This is a genomic window from Hoeflea sp. AS16 (genome assembly GCF_038900095.1).
Taxonomy (GTDB): domain Bacteria; phylum Pseudomonadota; class Alphaproteobacteria; order Rhizobiales; family Rhizobiaceae; genus Hoeflea.
In genome coordinates, this window is record NZ_JBBMQQ010000004.1 from 292,968 (window position 1) to 309,492 (window position 16,525).

At 61.2% G+C, this 16,525-nt stretch carries 12 protein-coding genes; 6 read left to right on the forward strand and 6 right to left on the reverse strand.

The annotated features are described in order from the left end of the window. Positions 1-53: 53 nt before the first annotated feature. Positions 54-413, forward strand: a complete 360-nt coding sequence (locus tag WNY80_RS12855) for a response regulator (RefSeq protein ID WP_342887778.1) — start codon at positions 54-56, stop codon at positions 411-413. A gap of 38 nt (positions 414-451) precedes the next feature. On the opposite strand, the gene WNY80_RS12860 is transcribed toward WNY80_RS12855, so the two are convergent. Both WNY80_RS12860 and pepN read right to left on the reverse strand, forming a co-directional pair. Beyond that, entirely contained in the window at positions 452-2,716 is a 2,265-nt protein-coding gene (locus tag WNY80_RS12860; RefSeq protein WP_342887779.1) for an ATP-binding protein, read from the reverse strand. 366 nt (positions 2,717-3,082) lie between these two features. Next, positions 3,083-5,725 (reverse strand): aminopeptidase N, encoded by a 2,643-nt coding sequence (gene pepN, locus WNY80_RS12865; RefSeq protein WP_342887780.1) that lies wholly within the window; start codon positions 5,723-5,725, stop codon positions 3,083-3,085. Between the two features lie 583 nt (positions 5,726-6,308). Between pepN and WNY80_RS12870 the strand changes: the two genes are divergently transcribed. The 3 genes from WNY80_RS12870 to WNY80_RS12880 all read left to right on the forward strand — a co-directional run bounded on the left by WNY80_RS12870 (position 6,309) and on the right by WNY80_RS12880 (position 10,571). Next, positions 6,309-8,606 carry a xanthine dehydrogenase family protein molybdopterin-binding subunit gene (locus WNY80_RS12870; RefSeq protein ID WP_342887781.1) on the forward strand — a complete coding sequence of 766 codons (2,298 nt, stop codon included), beginning with the start codon at positions 6,309-6,311 and terminating at the stop codon, positions 8,604-8,606. Between the two features lie 262 nt (positions 8,607-8,868). Next, the gene (locus tag WNY80_RS12875) at positions 8,869-9,768 is read left to right on the forward strand and encodes a DMT family transporter (RefSeq protein ID WP_342887997.1); all 900 of its coding nucleotides are present in this window, start codon (positions 8,869-8,871) and stop codon (positions 9,766-9,768) included. 245 nt (positions 9,769-10,013) lie between these two features. Next, positions 10,014-10,571, forward strand: coding sequence for a hypothetical protein (locus WNY80_RS12880; protein ID WP_342887782.1), 558 nt, complete (start codon positions 10,014-10,016; stop codon positions 10,569-10,571). A 164-nt stretch (positions 10,572-10,735) separates the two neighbouring features. Here the strand turns inward: WNY80_RS12880 and WNY80_RS12885 are convergent, their stop codons facing one another. Together WNY80_RS12885 and WNY80_RS12890 are read right to left on the reverse strand one after the other, a co-directional pair. Further along, the gene (locus WNY80_RS12885; protein WP_342887783.1) at positions 10,736-12,019 is read right to left on the reverse strand and encodes an MFS transporter; all 1,284 of its coding nucleotides are present in this window, start codon (positions 12,017-12,019) and stop codon (positions 10,736-10,738) included. A gap of 178 nt (positions 12,020-12,197) precedes the next feature. Further along, positions 12,198-13,106: a uracil-DNA glycosylase gene (locus WNY80_RS12890; RefSeq protein WP_342887784.1), complete on the reverse strand. Its 909-nt coding sequence runs from the start codon at positions 13,104-13,106 to the stop codon at positions 12,198-12,200. Between the two features lie 123 nt (positions 13,107-13,229). On the opposite strand from WNY80_RS12890, the gene WNY80_RS12895 reads away from it, so the two are divergent. Then, the gene (locus WNY80_RS12895) at positions 13,230-13,556 is read left to right on the forward strand and encodes a metalloregulator ArsR/SmtB family transcription factor (protein ID WP_342887785.1); all 327 of its coding nucleotides are present in this window, start codon (positions 13,230-13,232) and stop codon (positions 13,554-13,556) included. After that, positions 13,544-14,821, forward strand: coding sequence for a hypothetical protein (locus WNY80_RS12900; protein WP_342887786.1), 1,278 nt, complete (start codon positions 13,544-13,546; stop codon positions 14,819-14,821). Before WNY80_RS12895 ends, WNY80_RS12900 begins: the two co-directional genes overlap by 13 nt. Before the next feature lie 84 nt (positions 14,822-14,905). Here WNY80_RS12900 and rplI read toward each other — a convergent pair whose 3' ends face one another. Both rplI and WNY80_RS12910 read right to left on the reverse strand, forming a co-directional pair. Then, a complete protein-coding gene (gene rplI / locus WNY80_RS12905) occupies positions 14,906-15,499 on the reverse strand; it encodes a 50S ribosomal protein L9 (protein ID WP_342887787.1) in 594 nt (197 codons plus the stop codon). A gap of 24 nt (positions 15,500-15,523) precedes the next feature. Continuing rightward, on the reverse strand, positions 15,524-16,483 hold the full coding sequence (locus WNY80_RS12910) for a DUF2232 domain-containing protein (RefSeq protein ID WP_342887788.1): 960 nt from the start codon (positions 16,481-16,483) through the stop codon (positions 15,524-15,526). Positions 16,484-16,525 lie beyond the last annotated feature (42 nt).

Here is a 16,525-nt window from a genome sequence, read left to right on the forward strand (position 1 = left end):
AAGTCTGGAACTGCTTCTGCTCCAGGCGCTGTCATGCCGATCCGGGGGGGGTGATGCTGAGCCTTTTATTGATCGATGACGATCCCAACCAGCACAAGATACTGTCATTCTATCTGAAGAAGAGATTCGGCGCTGACGCAGACTTCGCATCGGCGCAGAGCCTCGACGAAGGTTTGGCGCATCTGGCGCAGCAGTCCGTTGACGTGATCTTTCTCGACAACCGGCTTCCTCCCTACACGGATTTCACCCAAACCGTCGGCGACATTGTCTCAGCCAGCCCCGACAGCGAAATATACGTGATCTCGGCTGCGCGGGAAAACGTCACTGTCGAGCTGTGCAGGTCCCACGGCATTGTCGACATGATCGACAAGTTTGACTTGCGGGACGTCATCTCCGAAGGCCTGCTGGGCTAGCCTTTCCTGCAGCCACGCCTTGCAGAAGATCCGCGGTGTCATGCGGCCGCGAAGCTCTCCTCGACATGCGGACACTCAACCGGCACCCGGACGCTGACGATGGTGCCCACGCCCTCGGTCGACCGCACCTTCATCGCGCCGCCATGCAGTTCCGCCAGGCTGCGCGAGATCGCGAGACCGAGGCCGGAGCCGCCGGTGGACTTGGAGAACTGGTTCTGCACCTGCTCGAATGGCTGGCCGATGCGGCCGAGCAATGCCTTGGGGATGCCGATGCCGGTGTCCTCGATGGTCAGCGTCACGGCGTTTGAGGTTCTGCGGGCGCGCACCAGAATACGGCCGCCCGGTTCGGTAAACTTGACCGCGTTCGACAGCAGGTTGAGCAGGATCTGTTTCATGGCGCGGCGGTCGGCGTTCAGCGACAGGTTCTTGGAGATCTTCTGCTGCACCTCGATGCCCTTCTTCTCCGCCTGGACCGCCAGCAACCGCAGCGTTTCCTCGAGCAACGGCGCAAGGTCCACATCCTCGCGTTCGATCTGCATCTGCCCGGCCTCGATCTTGGCCATGTCGAGAATGTCGTTGATCACCGTCAGCAGATGGATGCCGGAATTGTGGATGTCGTCTGCATATTCCGCGTATTTTTCCGACCCGAGCGGCCCGAACATGCGCGCCTGCAGCACTTCGGAAAAACCGATGATGGCATTGAGCGGGGTTCTCAACTCGTGGCTCATATTGGCCAGGAACTCGGACTTGGCCTTGCTTGCGGCTTCCGCGCGCTCGGTCTCGATCTGGTAATCCTTGTTGAGTTCGGAAAGTTCGGCCGCCTTGCGCTTGAGCTCGGCCTGCGATGTGGTGAGGTCGCCGATGGTAGCCATCAGCCGTTTTTCACTGTCGCGCAGCCGCTCCTGGTTGCGCTTGAGCGGGGTGATGTCGGTTCCCACGGAGACCTGACCGCCGTCGCGCGTCTGCCGCTCGTTGATCTGCAGCCAGCGTCCGTCGCCGAGCTGGACTTCATAGGTTTGCGCCAGTCCCTTGGAGCAGGGGACGGCCAGGCGCCGTTCCACCACCGGGCGGGTCGCTGCAGCCTCGACCACCGCGCGCGGCGTTCCCGGCGCAAGGCTGTCGGCCGGCAGGCCGTGAATTTCCTGGTAATGCTTGTTCCACAACACCAGCCGGTCGTCGCGGTCCCACAGCACAAAGGCTTCCGATGTACTCTCGATGGCGTCGAACAGGCGCTGGTCCGCTTCCACGGTGCGTTGCTGCAGGCGATGCTGCTCGGTGACATCCATGGCAATGCCGATGAGATGGGTCTGGGCCGAGGTCGGGTCGACAACCTGCGCCCGTGCACGCATCCACAGATAGTGTCCGTCGGCATGGCGCATGCGGAACAGGTGGTCCACCTGCTTGATGTCGCCGCTCGCCACTTTCTGGGCGATCTCGTAAAGATCACCGTCGTCGGGATGGATCAGGTGCGAGGCTTCGCCAAACGAGATCACGCTGTCGCGCGGTTTCAGCCCGAGGATTTCATACATCGAGCGCGACCAGTAGACCCGGCCCCGCGCCATGTCCCAGTCCCACAAACCACAGCGTCCGCGCGACAGTGCCATGTCGACCCGCCGATGGCTCTCGAGATAGATGTCGTCGGCTTCCTGCGCCCGCCCGGCCTGGCTGAAATAGGCATAGAGGATGACCAGCAGGATGGAGGAGGTGGCGATGAACAGGGTGACATTGACCGATACCGACTGGCGCCAGGCGGCATTCATGTCGGCGATGGGCGTGACCGACAGGATAGCCCCGGTGCTGTCCGGCAATTGCGACATCGCCGCCAGGACCGGTTCGCCGTTCAGTTCGATCGCCTGAACGCCGGCGCGCTCGCCGAACAACCGCAGCGGCGAGGGGTCTCTCAACAGTGTAGAGACCGGCCTGCCGACCAGGTCATATCCGCCCGCGGTCGCGGCAAACGCGCGCCCATTTGCGTCGAACACCAGCACGAAGCGCCCGGCGCTGTCAGGCGTCGCGTTGATGACGCGGTTGAGCCGCGCCTCGGTTTCCCATCGCAACGATTGCCTGACCGGCGCCAGTTCCGCCGAAAGCGTTGCGTGCGCCGCCGCCAGCGACATCGCGGTCACATGCTCCGCCCCTACCATCAGACGGTCGCGATTGTCGCTGATATTCATGTATCGCGCCGCTGCGACCACCACCAGGAAGCACACGATCAGCACCGGAATCAAGCGCTTGAGAAAGGGCTCGGCCTGGATCAGGCGTTCATAGGCAGGCTGTGCAAACAGTTTTGCGTGACCGGACATCCCCCCGCCAACAGCACGCTTCGCATCAGTCTTGCGAGCATGATTCGACCCTTCGGCCGCAGGTAGGTGCTGCGCATCCGTCATAATAATAGTAAATCCCCGTTAGGATCCGGACTACCGCATTTCCGAATCTACCCTAATGAATCAAAGGTGATTCGCCTTGTCCAGTGTTAAAAGTAACCAATCTTTAAGATTTTGAATTTGCTTGTGTTTTGGCGGATTCGAGTCGGCGCGTCTGGCGCGTGTCGACGAGGCGCGTGACCGCTTTGTGAAAAACCACGTCCTTAAATGCTCAAAAGCTCATGCTGCGTCGCCTGGAGGCAGCGACGAGGCATGAGCTTCTGGTTCAGGCAAATTCCGTGAGTGTCAGTTGGCCAGCATCCGGTCGACGATATCGCCGACATCAGGCGAGAGCTCTCCGGCTTCCCGGATCGAAACCAGGGCCAGGCGGGCCAGTTCCTGCCGTCCTGTTTCGAGCGAGCGCCATGAACGCATGGCAGTCAGCAGGCGTGCGGCCAGTTGCGGGTTGCGCTTGTCGATGTCGACCACTTCGCGCGCCAGGAGCCGGTAACCGGCACCGTCGGCGGCATTGAACCCGGTCGGGTTGCCGGCCGAGAACGAGCCGATCAACGAACGCATGCGATTCGGGTTGCTGCGGTCGAAGTCGTCGCTGTTGAGCAATTCCTCGACCCGCGCGCAGGTTTGTGCTCCCGGTGTCATGGCCTGGATCGAATACCACTTGTCGAGCACCAGAGGATCGCCGGCAAACCGGCTCTTGAACCCGGCCAGCGCGTCGGCGGCTTCGTCCGAGCCGGGGAACTGGTGCGCCAGAACCTGCAGCGCCTGCGACATGACGGTCATGTTGTCGCTCTTGTCGTAGGCAGCCTTGGCGCGGTCAGGGTGCGCTTCGGCGATCGAGGCATAGCCCAGGGCAACACCCGCGAGAGCCCGCATGCCGGCATCGGCCGCATCGGGGCTGTAGGGGCCTTCGGGGGCGCTGTCGGCGAGCCGTGTGAAGACCTCGATGCCGCTGCCGGCAACTTCCGACAGAACCGCTTCGCGCGCGGTGTGGATGGCTTCGGGATCGATGTTGGAGCCGATCTCGCGGGCAATGTCGCTTTCCGCCGGCAGCATCAGCGCCTGGGCGCGGAAGGCGGGTTCGAGGCTTTCGTCGCTGGCGGTGGCGACGAGAATGTCTGCGAGCTCCTTGGCCGAAGGCAGGTTGCGTCCGTCGCGTGCCAGTTTCGACACCGCCACCAGGTGCCGCATGGCCTGCTCGTTCAGCGCCTGCCAGCGCGAAACCCCGTCGCTGTCGTGGCGGGCGATATGAGCCAGGTCGGCGGCGCTCTGTTCCATGGCGATGTTGACCGGGGCGGAGAAGCTGCGGTTGATCGACAGCACCGGCCGGCCGGGCACATTGGCAAAGGTAAAGGTCTGCTTTCGCCTGGTCAGATGGAACACGCCGTTTTCGGCGTCGTCGGTGTCCGGCCGCCCGTCGAACTCGCTTCCGTCGGGCAGGATCAGCCCGTAGGCCAGCGGAATGTGCATCAGTGCCTTGCGCGACTGGCCAGGCGTCGGCGCCAGCGATTGCTCGAGCGTGACCTTGAAGGTTTTCGCGGCTTCGTTCCAGGCTGTCGAAACGGATACCGAAGGAGTTCCGGCCTGACTGTACCACAGCGCGAACTGCTTGAGATCGCGGCCGCTGGCTTCGGCAAAGCAGGCAAGGAAATCCTCGATTGTCGCGGCGTCGCCATCGTGCCGTTCGAAGTAGAGATCCATGCCCTTGCGGAAATCGTCAGCACCAAGGATGGTGCGGATCATGCGCACCACTTCGGACCCTTTTTCATACACCGTTGCGGTGTAGAAGTTGTTGATTTCCTTGTAGGTCTCCGGGCGGACGGGATGCGCCAGCGGGCCGGCGTCCTCGGGAAACTGGTGCGCTTTCAGCAACCGGATCTCGGCAATGCGCTTGACCGCGGCGGAGCGCTGGTCAGCGGAGAACGCATGGTCGCGGTAAACCGTCAGCCCTTCCTTCAGGCACAGCTGGAACCAGTCGCGGCAGGTGATGCGGTTGCCGGTCCAGTTGTGAAAATACTCGTGCGCAATGATGGCTTCGATGTTGGCGTAATCCGCGTCCGTTGCGGTTTCCGGATCGGCCAGCACATATTTGTCGTTGAAGACATTGAGCCCCTTGTTCTCCATGGCGCCCATGTTGAAATCCGACACGGCGACGATCTGGAAAATGTCGAGATCATATTCGCGGCCGAAGACTTCCTCGTCCCACTTCATCGAGCGCTTGAGCGCGTCCATGGCGTAGCCGGCGCGGCCTTCCTTGCCATGCTCGACATAGATCTTGAGTGCCACTTCGCGGCCGCTCATGGTGGTGAAGCTGTCCTCGATCAGACCGAGGTCACCGCCCACGAGTGCAAACAGATAGGAGGGCTTGGGATGCGGGTCGAACCAGGCGGAAAAATGCCGGCCTTCGTCATAGTTGCCGCCGCCGAGAAAGTTGCCGTTGGACAGAAGGTACTTGGCGTCATCCTTGCCGGCGATGATGGTGACGGTATAGACCGCCAGGACATCGGGCCTGTCGTAGAAATAGGTGATGCGGCGGAAACCTTCCGCCTCGCACTGGGTGCAATAGACGCCATTGGTGCGGTAAAGCCCCATCAGCTTTGTATTGGTATCGGGTGAAATCGTCGTGTTGACAGTCACCTCGAACGGACCGCTCTCGGGCAGGCCGCGAATGGTCAGGCTGTCAGGTGTCGCCTCGTACAGCGACGCGTCGATATCATTGCCGTCAATCTGCAGACTGTCGAGAGTGAGCTCGTCGCCGTCAAAGACCAGAGGTGCATCCGCTGCAACGCCTTCGCGGCGATGCAGGATCACCCGGGAGACAACGGTTGTCTCCTTTGGATCAAGCTCGAAAGTCAGATCGATCCGCTCGACCACGAAGTCGGTCGGCTTGTAATCCGTGAGCTTGTAGACTTGTCCCGTTTCAGTCCGCATATGCTTTATGCCCCGTATTTTCCCATTATGGGACGGGACGCTATCACGACGGATCCTGACATCGGGTTAAGATAACCCCGCATCAAACGACGGGAGGAAAGTCCCGCCAAAACCGATCTGATGGCAAGGGTTTTCGCTATCTTGTGCTGATCATGCGTGAAATTTGAATTGAAACTCGGCAAAATCAGCTAGTCGTTCAGGGCAATACTGTCTGTATGTTGCCTTGATGGTTTTAGGCGGAGAAAAATATTGTGATGACTGAGCTTTTGTAGCCTGAAGGTGTCTTCAATCAGAAATAGAGTTTGGGTGGACTACGATGGAAGTCCACCAATTCATCAGGTGGCTGGAACGGTGTCGTGACTTTTCCCTGCATCCACACCCGCAGTGATGCCTCCGCGAAAACAATTGGTGCAATTGGCAATGCTTTTGTTGGTCCGGCGAACCGGTGGGCGAACCCTGCGGAAAGTCCGGCCGTCAGTCAGGGGTGCGAAAACCAGCACTCGACATTCCTGGCTCCCGGGCTAATTATGGTAACGGACTCGCGCCCGCGATCACCAAATCCAATCCACTACCGGGAAATGCCATGAATATCGCGACACCTAAATTCGGCGTGGGCGCTTCGGCGTTGCGCAAGGAAGACCTCAAGCTGATCAAGGGCGAGGGGAGTTTCACCGACGATGTACGGGCCGAAGGCGAATTGCGCGGATATGTGCTCCGCTCCGCCTACGCCGCTGCCCGGTTTGAAATCATCGATGTTGAAGCCGCACGCGCGGCAGACGGCGTACATCTGGTCTTGACCGCGAGCGACGTGGCCCATCTCGGGCCGGTGACCAACCAGGTGACTCTCAAGCAGCCCGACGGAACCCGTCATGCCCAGAAACACATTCCGCTTCTGTGCGACGGCGAAGTCCGCCATGTCGGCGATGCGGTTGCCTTCATCGTTGCCGACAGTCTCGCACAGGCGCAGGAAGCCTCCGAACTGATCGAAATAGACTGGCAGATCGGCGAGGCCCAGGCCGACCTGTCGTCGGCGCTCGATGCCGACCGTCCGCTGGTCTGGCCGGATCTCGGCACCAATCAGGCCTTTCTCTATCGCATCGGCGATACGGAAAAGACCGATCAGGCCTTCGCCGCGGCCGATCACATCACCACCATCGACTTCATCAACAACCGGCTTGTTTCCAATTTCCTGGAACCCCGCGCCTGTCTGGCCGAATGGGACAGTGAAGCCAAAAAGTTTACCCTGACGCTCGGGTCCCAGGGCGTTCACGGCATTCGAAAGACCCTCGCCAAGGACATCTTCCGGATGGATCTGGAGGATTTCCGGGTGATCACCCGCGACGTCGGCGGCGGTTTCGGCACCAAGACGTTCAACTACCGGGAGTATCCGCTGTCGCTGGAGGCCGCGCGGCGGCTCAACCGCCCGGTCAAATGGGTGTCCGACCGCACCGAGCACTTTCTCGCCGATGCCCATGGGCGCGACAACAAGGTCACCGCTTCGCTGGCCACGGACAAGGAGGGTCGGATTCTCGGATTAAAGATCGATCTGCTTGCCAATATGGGCGCCTATCTGAGCCAGTTCGGCCCCTTCATTCCGGTTTTCGGCGCCTCGATGGCCACCGGTGTCTACGACATCCAGAATCTCGATTTCAAGCTGCGCGGCGTCTATACCCACACCACGCCGGTTGACGCCTACCGCGGCGCCGGACGGCCGGAGGCGGCTTTCCTGATCGAGCGGCTGATCGATGCCGCGGCCCGCGAAATCGGCCTGCCGGTGGCCGAACTCCGGCGGCGGAATTTCATCCGACCCGAACAGTTCCCCTATCACACGCCCGGCGGCCGCAACTATGACGTCGGCGAATTCGACGGGCACATGACCCGCGCTCTGGAAAAGGCCGATGCGGCCGGTTTCCCCGAACGGATCAAGGAGGCCGCTTCCCGCGGCAAGCTGCGCGGCCTCGGCACGGCGGTCTATATCGAGGCGTGCGCCTTTGCCGGATCAGAACCGGCCAGGCTGACACTCGATGCCGATGGCGGCATCACGCTTTACATCGGCACCCAGACCAACGGGCAGGGCCATGCCACCGCCTACAGCCAGTTCGTCGCCGACCAGATCGGCATCGATTTCGACAAGATCACCGTGCGGCAGGGCGATACCGCCGAGCTTGCAAAGGGCGGCGGTACCGGCGGTTCGCGCTCGATCCCGCTCGGCGGGGTTTCCGTCTCCGCTGCCTCGAAGGTGCTGGCTGAGAAGATGAAGAAACTGGCCGCCGATGAGCTCGAAGCCTCGGCCGCAGATATCGAGCTGGTTGATGGTTCGGCACGGATCGTCGGCACCGACCGGGTGATCAGCTACGCCGACATGGCAAAGGCTGCGAAGTCAGATGAGGACCGCACTGGGGTTGCCGATGTGGTTCAGGACGAGGCCACCTATCCCAATGGAACCCATGTCTGTGAAATCGAGATCGATCCCGATACCGGTCATGTCGAAATCGTCCGCTACACGATTGTCGACGATTTCGGCCTAACGGTAAATCCGGTGCTGCTGCTTGGCCAGATCCATGGCGGGGTTGTCCAGGGCGTTGCCCAGTGCCTGAGCGAAGGCGTCGTCTATTCCGAGGATGGGCAACTGCTGACCGCAAGCTTGATGGATTACGCCGTCCCCCGCGCCGAGGACATGCCGTTCTTCGATTTCGAAACCCGAAACGTTCCCTCCACCACCAATGCCATGGGAATCAAGGGCGCCGGCGAGGCAGGCACGATCGGGGCCTGTCCGGCGGTGATGAACGCGCTTGTCGACGCGCTCTACCGCGCCCGTGGCGTTCGCCACATCGAGATGCCGGCCACGCCTGAGCGCATCTGGGACGCCCTGAACGGTTGAACCGCCTTTAGGTGATCGCCCGCAGCCATCAGCGCGACGCGGGCGATCATCAGCATTATTGATCGGACGATGCCCGCCTGTCAGGTTATGGTCACTGCAATGTGCCATCTGTGAACTTTGGACAGCCGCATTTCAGCAATTCGACGATGAAAGAAGCCAGGTGACAGAAGCTCCGCCAACCACTCCCAGCCAGACAGCGCCAGAGCAAGCCGGTGGCGGCCAGGCTGGTGATGGACAGGCCGGATCGCCGTTGATCGGGATTATGCTCAAGGTCACTTCGGTCGCCGTCCTTGTCACCATGTCGACGCTGATCAAGGCCTCCGCCGACGGCATGCCCGCCGGCCAGATCGTGTTTTTCCGCTCGGCGTTTGCGATTTGGCCGATCCTGGCTTTCCTGTCATTGCGGGGGCAGCTCGATACCGCCTGGCGCACGGCAAATCCGCTGTCGCACTTCTTGCGCGGCCTGGTCGGCGTCAGCGCCATGGGCTTGAGTTTTTACGGCATCATGCGGCTGCCGCTGCCTGATGCGATTGCCATTGGCTATGCAATGCCGCTGCTGGCGGTGGTGTTCGCGGCGCTTTTCCTCGGCGAAACCGTGCGTGTTTTCCGGTGGTCGGCGGTCGCCGTCGGTCTTGGGGGCGTCCTCATCATCACCTGGCCGCGGTTGAGCCTGTTTGGGGACGGATTCGGCTCCAGCGAGGCGCTTGGCGCGGCTGCGGTGCTGGCCTCTGCCGGTCTTGCTGCCACCGCGATGATCCTGGTCCGCAAACTGGTGCTGACCGAAAAGACCCCGACAATCGTACTCTATTTCTCGCTGACGGCGACGGTGCTTTCGCTCGGCACATTGCCGTTCGGCTGGATCCTGCCGGACTGGCAGACTGTCAGCCTCCTGGCGATGGCCGGCTTTTGCGGCGGGCTCGGGCAGATCCTGCTGACCCAGAGTTACCGCCATGCCGATGTGTCGACGATTGCGCCGTTCGAATACACCTCGATCGTGCTCGGCATTCTCATCGGCTACTTCGTCTTCGGCGATGTGCCCACCTGGTCCATGCTTGTGGGCACCACGATCGTGGTCGGGGCGGGGCTGTTCGTGATCCTGCGCGAGCACAGGCTCGGCCTGGAGCGCAAGGCCCAGCGCAAGCTGGTGACCCCTCAGGGCTGAACCGGCAGTTCCGATCCTCTGGAAGCACATCCAATTCATCGTTCCGTTCCTTCCTTGCTGGGATTCAAGGCACGGCGTTCGCTGGATTGATCGGCTTGCATTTTGTTTGCCCCGACCGGTTTCAATGTACGACAATTATAAACCACAGGTTGCGGTATACAAAAATATATCGCAATGGTAGTATTTATCTGTAGCGCTACAACCGATGGAAGAACTTCAAATCCACATATGGAAAGGAATACACGATGAAGAATCTCGGATTTTTCACCATGACGGTGACAGCGTTTACTCTCTTGTTCTCAAGTGCGGTTTCCGCGCAAGTCATCGATCCTCCCGAGGCAATGCAGGAAATGGAGGCTCAGTCCGATTCCGATGCTGACCGCGAGTTCATGGAAATGAACGAAGCGGCGTCACAACCTGGCCGGGTGACCTTTTATGCCCCCAAGAGCAGCAGGGGTACCACCATTCCGATTCCGGTACGGGTGATCGAGGAACTTTGTGGCGACATCGACGGATGTCAGGTCCGTATCGGCATGTACGACTGGGACGGCAAGCGGAGAACCGCTTCACGCGAGTTTCTGTTCTACTACAACAACACGCTTCGCAACTGGCGGGCGTCGCGGGGTGATACGTCGGGACAAGACGCAGACACCGTCGTCCAGCATGTCAACCATAGCTGGGCCTGCTATTTCACCGACGGGGAATATTCGAACTGGGGGTCGGGCGCCGATACCGAACTGGTGTTCGGCTTGCTGTCATGGAACCAGTACAATGCCAGTTGCATACTGACTCTGATCGACTAGTCTTGGCCAATTGACGAAGAAGGGACGGCGCAGCACACCAAGCGCCGTCTCGTCGGACCTTTGTGAAGCCATATCCCAAACCCAGTAAGCATTTCGGTGCGTGCGACCGGTTGAAAATCCGGCATTCCGCAGCGCTCATATCTGGCACAATTCCCCTTCAGTGACTACGCAGCCGTTTCTTCTTCTTCTTCTTCGTCACTCTGTTCTCCCCAGGCCGGGTCGGAGCGCGGGTCGAGCTCGGCTGTCTGCGGCGTCAGGTCGGGCATTGCCGCCATCGGCAGGAAGTTCGACCGCATCTCTTCGGAGGGCTGCTCACGGCGGCTGATGCGCCAGGCGGCATGGCCGGAATAGGCGGCAAAACAGATGGCGATCACCACGAACAGGGCGTGCGGCCCGAACCAGTCCATCGCCCCACCGGTGATCAGCGGCCCGATCATGGTGGCAACGCCGTAGGTGATCATCAGTCCGCTGGAAACTTCGACGAACTCATCGGGTTCGGCATGGTCGTTGGCATGCGCGACATTGAGCGAGTAGATCGGCAGCAGCACGGTTCCCAAGAACAGCATGCCGGCAAAGAAGATGATCCGGTTGTCGACGCCGAAGCTTACGGTAATTGTGCAGGCGAGGACACCGATGATGCCGGCAAAGATCATCACCCTGCGGCGGTCCATTCGGTCGGATATGCGGCCCAGCGGATACTGGAAAATCGCCCCGCCGACCATCGCAATGGCCAGCATGGTAGCACCCTCGGCTGTCGAAAGCCCCAGCTGTGTCGCGTAGACAGGCCCGAGCCCGCCCCATGCGCTGGCAATCACGCCTGCGAGCAGGGTTCCGATCACCGCCGCCGGAGAACGGCGGTAAAGTGCGGGAACATCGAATTTGACCTGGGTCAGCGGCTGCGGCGATTGCGCGCTCGACAGCAGCGTCGGCATCACCGCCATCGAACAGATCAGCGTGCACAGCATGAACAATGTCGGCCCGCTCGGATCGCCGAAGGGAACGATGTACTGCCCGACCATCACCGCCGACATGCTGACCATCATGTAGACGGAAAACAGCGCTCCGCGGTTTTCGTTGCTGACCTTCTCGTTGAGCCAGCTTTCGATGATCATGTAGGCGCCGGCGATCGAAAAGCCGGCCATGGCCCGCGTCAGCACCCACACGGTAGGATCCACCACCAGCGTATGCAGCAGGTAAGACATGGCCATGAGTGTCGTCAGCGCGCCAAACACCCGCACATGACCAACCTTGAGCACCAGTCTCGGGGTGATGATGCAGCTGGCGGTAAAGGCAATGGCGTAGCCGGTCGCAATCAGTGAAATCGCAAAGGTCGACCAGCCTTCGGCCACGGCCCTGACCGGAATCAGGTACCCCGACAGCCCCATCGCGGTCAGCAGAAAAAACGTCGAAAGCAGCAACGACGCCACCGATCGAACGGACTGGATCATGGCGGCTCTCCCTACCAACGGAGCGCGGTCTGCCAAAGTCCGGCCTATCCGGATCTTGCAGACCTGATTGCAAATGTGATTCTTGAATTAACTTTGTCACACCCGAATGCGACGGCAAGGCCCGATTGCGACGTGGTGAAAATATTTCTTCAATCGCCGTCCGGATCCGGACGGTCTGTCAGTCGCTCTTGAGCTGTTCGAGCCGCTCCTGCAGCGACAGGAAATCCGCCCAGGCGAGACGCTTTTGCGCAGGATTGCGCAAAAGGTAGGCCGGATGCAGCGTCGGGATGGCGGGGATTTCCCGCTCGCCGATCTTGCGGCTCATCCAGGTGCCGCGCAGCGACAGGATCCCCTTGTCCGTGTCCAGCAGAGACTTGCTTGCGACATTGCCGAGCATCACCAGCACCTTCGGTTCCGCCAGCGCAATGTGGCGTTCGATAAAGGGGCGGCAAAGCTCGATTTCATGGGCGGCCGGGGTGCGGTTGCCGGGTGGCCGCCAGGGAATCATGTTGGTGATATAGGCGGTTTCGCGGCTCAGCCCGATGGCCGCCAGCATCCGGTCGAGCAATTGTCCGGCGCGGCCGACAAACGGCATGCCCTGAAGATCCTCCTCGCGGCCCGGCGCCTCGCCGATGAACATCACGTCGGCCTCCGGGTTTCCGTCGGCAAAAACAAGCGTCTTGGCGCTGTGGCGCAGGTTGCAGCCGGTAAATCCGTCAAGTGCCGCACGCAGCTCGGCAATCGTGCTGGCGCTTGCGGCCAGCGCCCGGGCATCCTCGAACGCCGCGACTCCGGGTATCGTCAGTTGCGAGGCCTGCGGCGCCGGTCCGAGCGGTTGCGGGACGTTCTTGCGTCCATCGCTCATCCCGGCAAGCGGCGGTTTGCCGGTGGAATTCTGGCCGCTTGCGGCTGGCGCGGCAGCGGCGGGCTGCGGCTGGGACCGGCTGCGTGACTGGAGTATTTTCGCCGATTGTTCAAACCGGTCGATGGCCGCGTCTTCGCACAAGTCGTCGACACCGCCTTCGGCATAAAAATGCAAAAGCGCTGCGAGCTCCGCCGTGTCCATTTCAAGTGCCGTGCTTGCCATCGGGATATTTCTATCCGATGCGCGAAGGGCTGGGAAGGGGCCGGGCCAGTGCGGTCCACGATGCCGCATGCCGGTTTGCAGGAGCATCTTGTTTATTCTGACATTCCATGGAATAAGAGAACGATGGAAACCAACACCGCAGTCAGAATTCTTTCGGTCCTTGCCCATGAAGGGCGCTTGCTGCTGTTGCAGACACTGGTGCAGGCCGGTGAAGGCGGATCGTCGGTGAGCGCATTGGCCGGAGCGATCGGGCAGAATGTGAAAACCGTTTCCGCCCAGTTGCAATTGATGGCCGACGCAGAGCTTGTCCGCGCCCGCCGCGAGGGAAAGCAGATGATCTACCGTGCCGAATTCGAAACCCTTGGCGTCCTGTTCGCCTTCATCATGCACGATTGTTGTGCCGGAGATGAAGGCCTGCGCCGGACGGTGCAGAGGGCATGCTCATGCTGACCCGTGCCGGGCAGGCCGGATGCTGCGATACCGCGACTGTCGCGGCGATCAACAGCTCCTGCCATTGCCTTCCGTTTGACGCGGAAACGCGCCGCGCCCGCGTTGCCGGGGGCAGTCGAGGTCTCGGGCTGGAGGGCCTTCTGACCGCCCGTCCGGGACTCTATGCCGGCACTGCCGTGTTCCTGTCGCGCGATCACTACCGGCAAATGACAAGGCTCGTGGAGGCGGTGGCCCAAAGCGCTGCTGCAAGATCCTACGAGGCAGCCATTCATGCCCGCGATCCGGACCTTGACCTGACGCGTCAGCGTGAAAGCAGCAGCGTGCTGATGGGCTTTGATTTCCATATCTCGCCGGACGGACCGCGGCTGATCGAAATCAACACCAATGCCGGTGCGGCATTTCTCGCCAAGCAGTTTGCCGACGTGGGCTCGGGGTGTATGGGGGCTTCGCAAGAGCAGGCGGATTTCAGTGAGGCCAGGCTCGATGACTTGCTGGTGTCGATGTTCGTGGAAGAATGGAACAGCGCCAGGCCGGGTGAACGGCTAGGCACACTGGCCATTGTCGATGATGATCCCGAAAGCCAGTATCTCTACCCCGACATGCTGCTCGCTGCCGAACTGCTCAACGCGCACGGAATTCGCACCATTATTGCCGATGCTGCGGCGCTTGAGTTCCGCGATGGCAGATTGCGTAACGGCGACGATATCATCGACATGGTCTACAACCGCCTGACCGATTTCAGGCTTGAAGCCACCCGGAGCCGGGCGCTGCGGCAGGCCTATGTCGAGAACGCTGCCGTGATATCGCCGTCGCCGCGTCACCATGCGCTGTATGCCGACAAGCGCAATCTCGTGCTTCTGGGTGGCGATGATCGTGAAGCCGGCGCGGTGAGTGAGGATGTCCGTGCGATGATTCCGCTGACCCGCGCGGTTGCCGCTATGGATCGGGAAGCCGCATGGAAAGCCCGCAAATCGATGTTCTTCAAACCGTCGGGCGGCTTTGGCAGCCGTGCGGCCTATCGTGGCGACAAGCTGACGAAGCAGGTCTGGCAGAACATCCTGGATGGCGATTATGTCGCCCAGAATGTCGTTCCGCCGCCCGATCGCGGCCTGATGGTCGACGGCGTGGCCATGCGGCTCAAGTTTGATGTCCGGCTCTATGCCTATGCCGGAAAACCGCTGTTTCCGGTGGCGCGGATGTATTCCGGGCAGACCACGAATTTCCGCACCCCGGGCGGCGGGCTGGCGCCGGTGATCCTCGTCTGAAACAAGTCGTTTATGCATGCAAAGACGCCCGGGATGTTGAGCACATCCCGGGCGTCTTTCGATTGCGGTCAGATGACAGCGAAATCAGGCGTTTTCTTCGCCGTCTTCATCATCCAGGTAGTCCGGATCGTTGGCGGCGGCTTCTTCGGCTTCCGCAGCGGCTTCCTCGTCGATGCCGTAGATCGCATCGGCCGACGACAGGTCTTCGCCCTTGAGCTGGCGTTCGGCTTCATCAGCCGAACGTGCCACGTTGAAGGTGACCGTCACGCTGACGTCGGCATGCAGTGCCAGCGGCACGGTGTGCAGGCCGATGGTCTTGACCGGGTTGTTCATGTCCACCTGGCTGCGACCGATGTTGAAGCCGTTGTCGGCGAGCACCTGGATCACGTCGCGAGCGGCAACCGAACCGTAAAGCTGGCCGGTTTCGCCAGCCGAACGAACGACGACGAAGGTCTTGCCGTCGAGCTTTTCGGCGATCTGTTCGGCTTCCGACTTGCGCTCGAGGTTGCGGGCTTCAAGCACAGCGCGCTCGGCCTCGAAACGGGTCTTGTTGGCTGCGTTGGCGCGCAGTGCCTTGCCCTGCGGCAGCAGGTAGTTGCGGGCGTAGCCATCGCGAACCTTTACGGTGTCGCCCATCTGGCCGAGCTTGGCGATGCGTTCAAGAAGAATGACGTCCATGTTGATATCCTTTCGAGGAGGTTGTCAGTGATTGGAGTTGGGACCGGAACCGGTCACCGTGAGTGTGCGGGCTGTGTCGAACAGTCCGAGGAACAGGAAAAATGCCAGTGGCAGCGTGAAGATGATGGTCGCCAGATAGGCGGCCCACAGCAGCAGGCCGCGTGCCGGTTTGCCCCGTGTGCGGTGGTGCGCGATGGCAAAGCCGGCGACCACGAAGCCGATGCCGAAAGCACCGCAGATGGTCCAGCCGACCAGGCCGACGCCGCCTTCAATGAAACTCATGGCCACGCCGGCGGCGAGTGCGACGGCACCCATGCGCGGCATCCTCAGCTGTGAGGGGATGTCGTCCCTGGGGCGCTTGGAGCGGCCCGACATGCGCACGATGGCCGAGGCGATGTACCAGCCGGCAAGCAGGATCAGCACCCACATCGCGGCCTGGATCGCGGGCAGGGCGTAGAGGAAAAACTGCTTCATGTCCGCAGTGCCCTCGGCTGTAGGCTCGTAGGCGGGGTTGCCGTCCTTGATGGTGGCGACAAACACGTCGACCAGCTCGCTGACGAATTCCGCGCCGTATCCCATCGCCAGCCCCACGGCGATCAGGCCGATGCAGACGCAAAACGCGATGTTGACGAAGATGTCGGAGAGCGGATACCAGGCGACCGCGCCCTCGGGCCCCCCGATTTCCTCGGCTGGACGTGCCAGGTTCGAAAGATGGGCGATCCATGCGGCAGGGGCGAGCGTGGTAACGGCGGAAACCAGCGCGGCCTGCGGTGTGGTCGCAAAGCCGATCACGGCCATGGCGCAGGCAACGGCGACAATCGAGGCCAGATTGGACCAGCCGAGGCCGGCAATCAGGATCGGAAGCGCCGCGGCGGCAAACAGCATGAAGGAAAGGCTGGAAGGAGATCCGGCGCTGACAAGCAGGAACGCGGCGGAAACGCCGGCAAGCAGGCCCACAAGGAGCGATGTGCTTTGCTGTGTCATTCGTCGCTGTCCTGCTTCAAGCAGTTAGAGGCAAAACGCCCC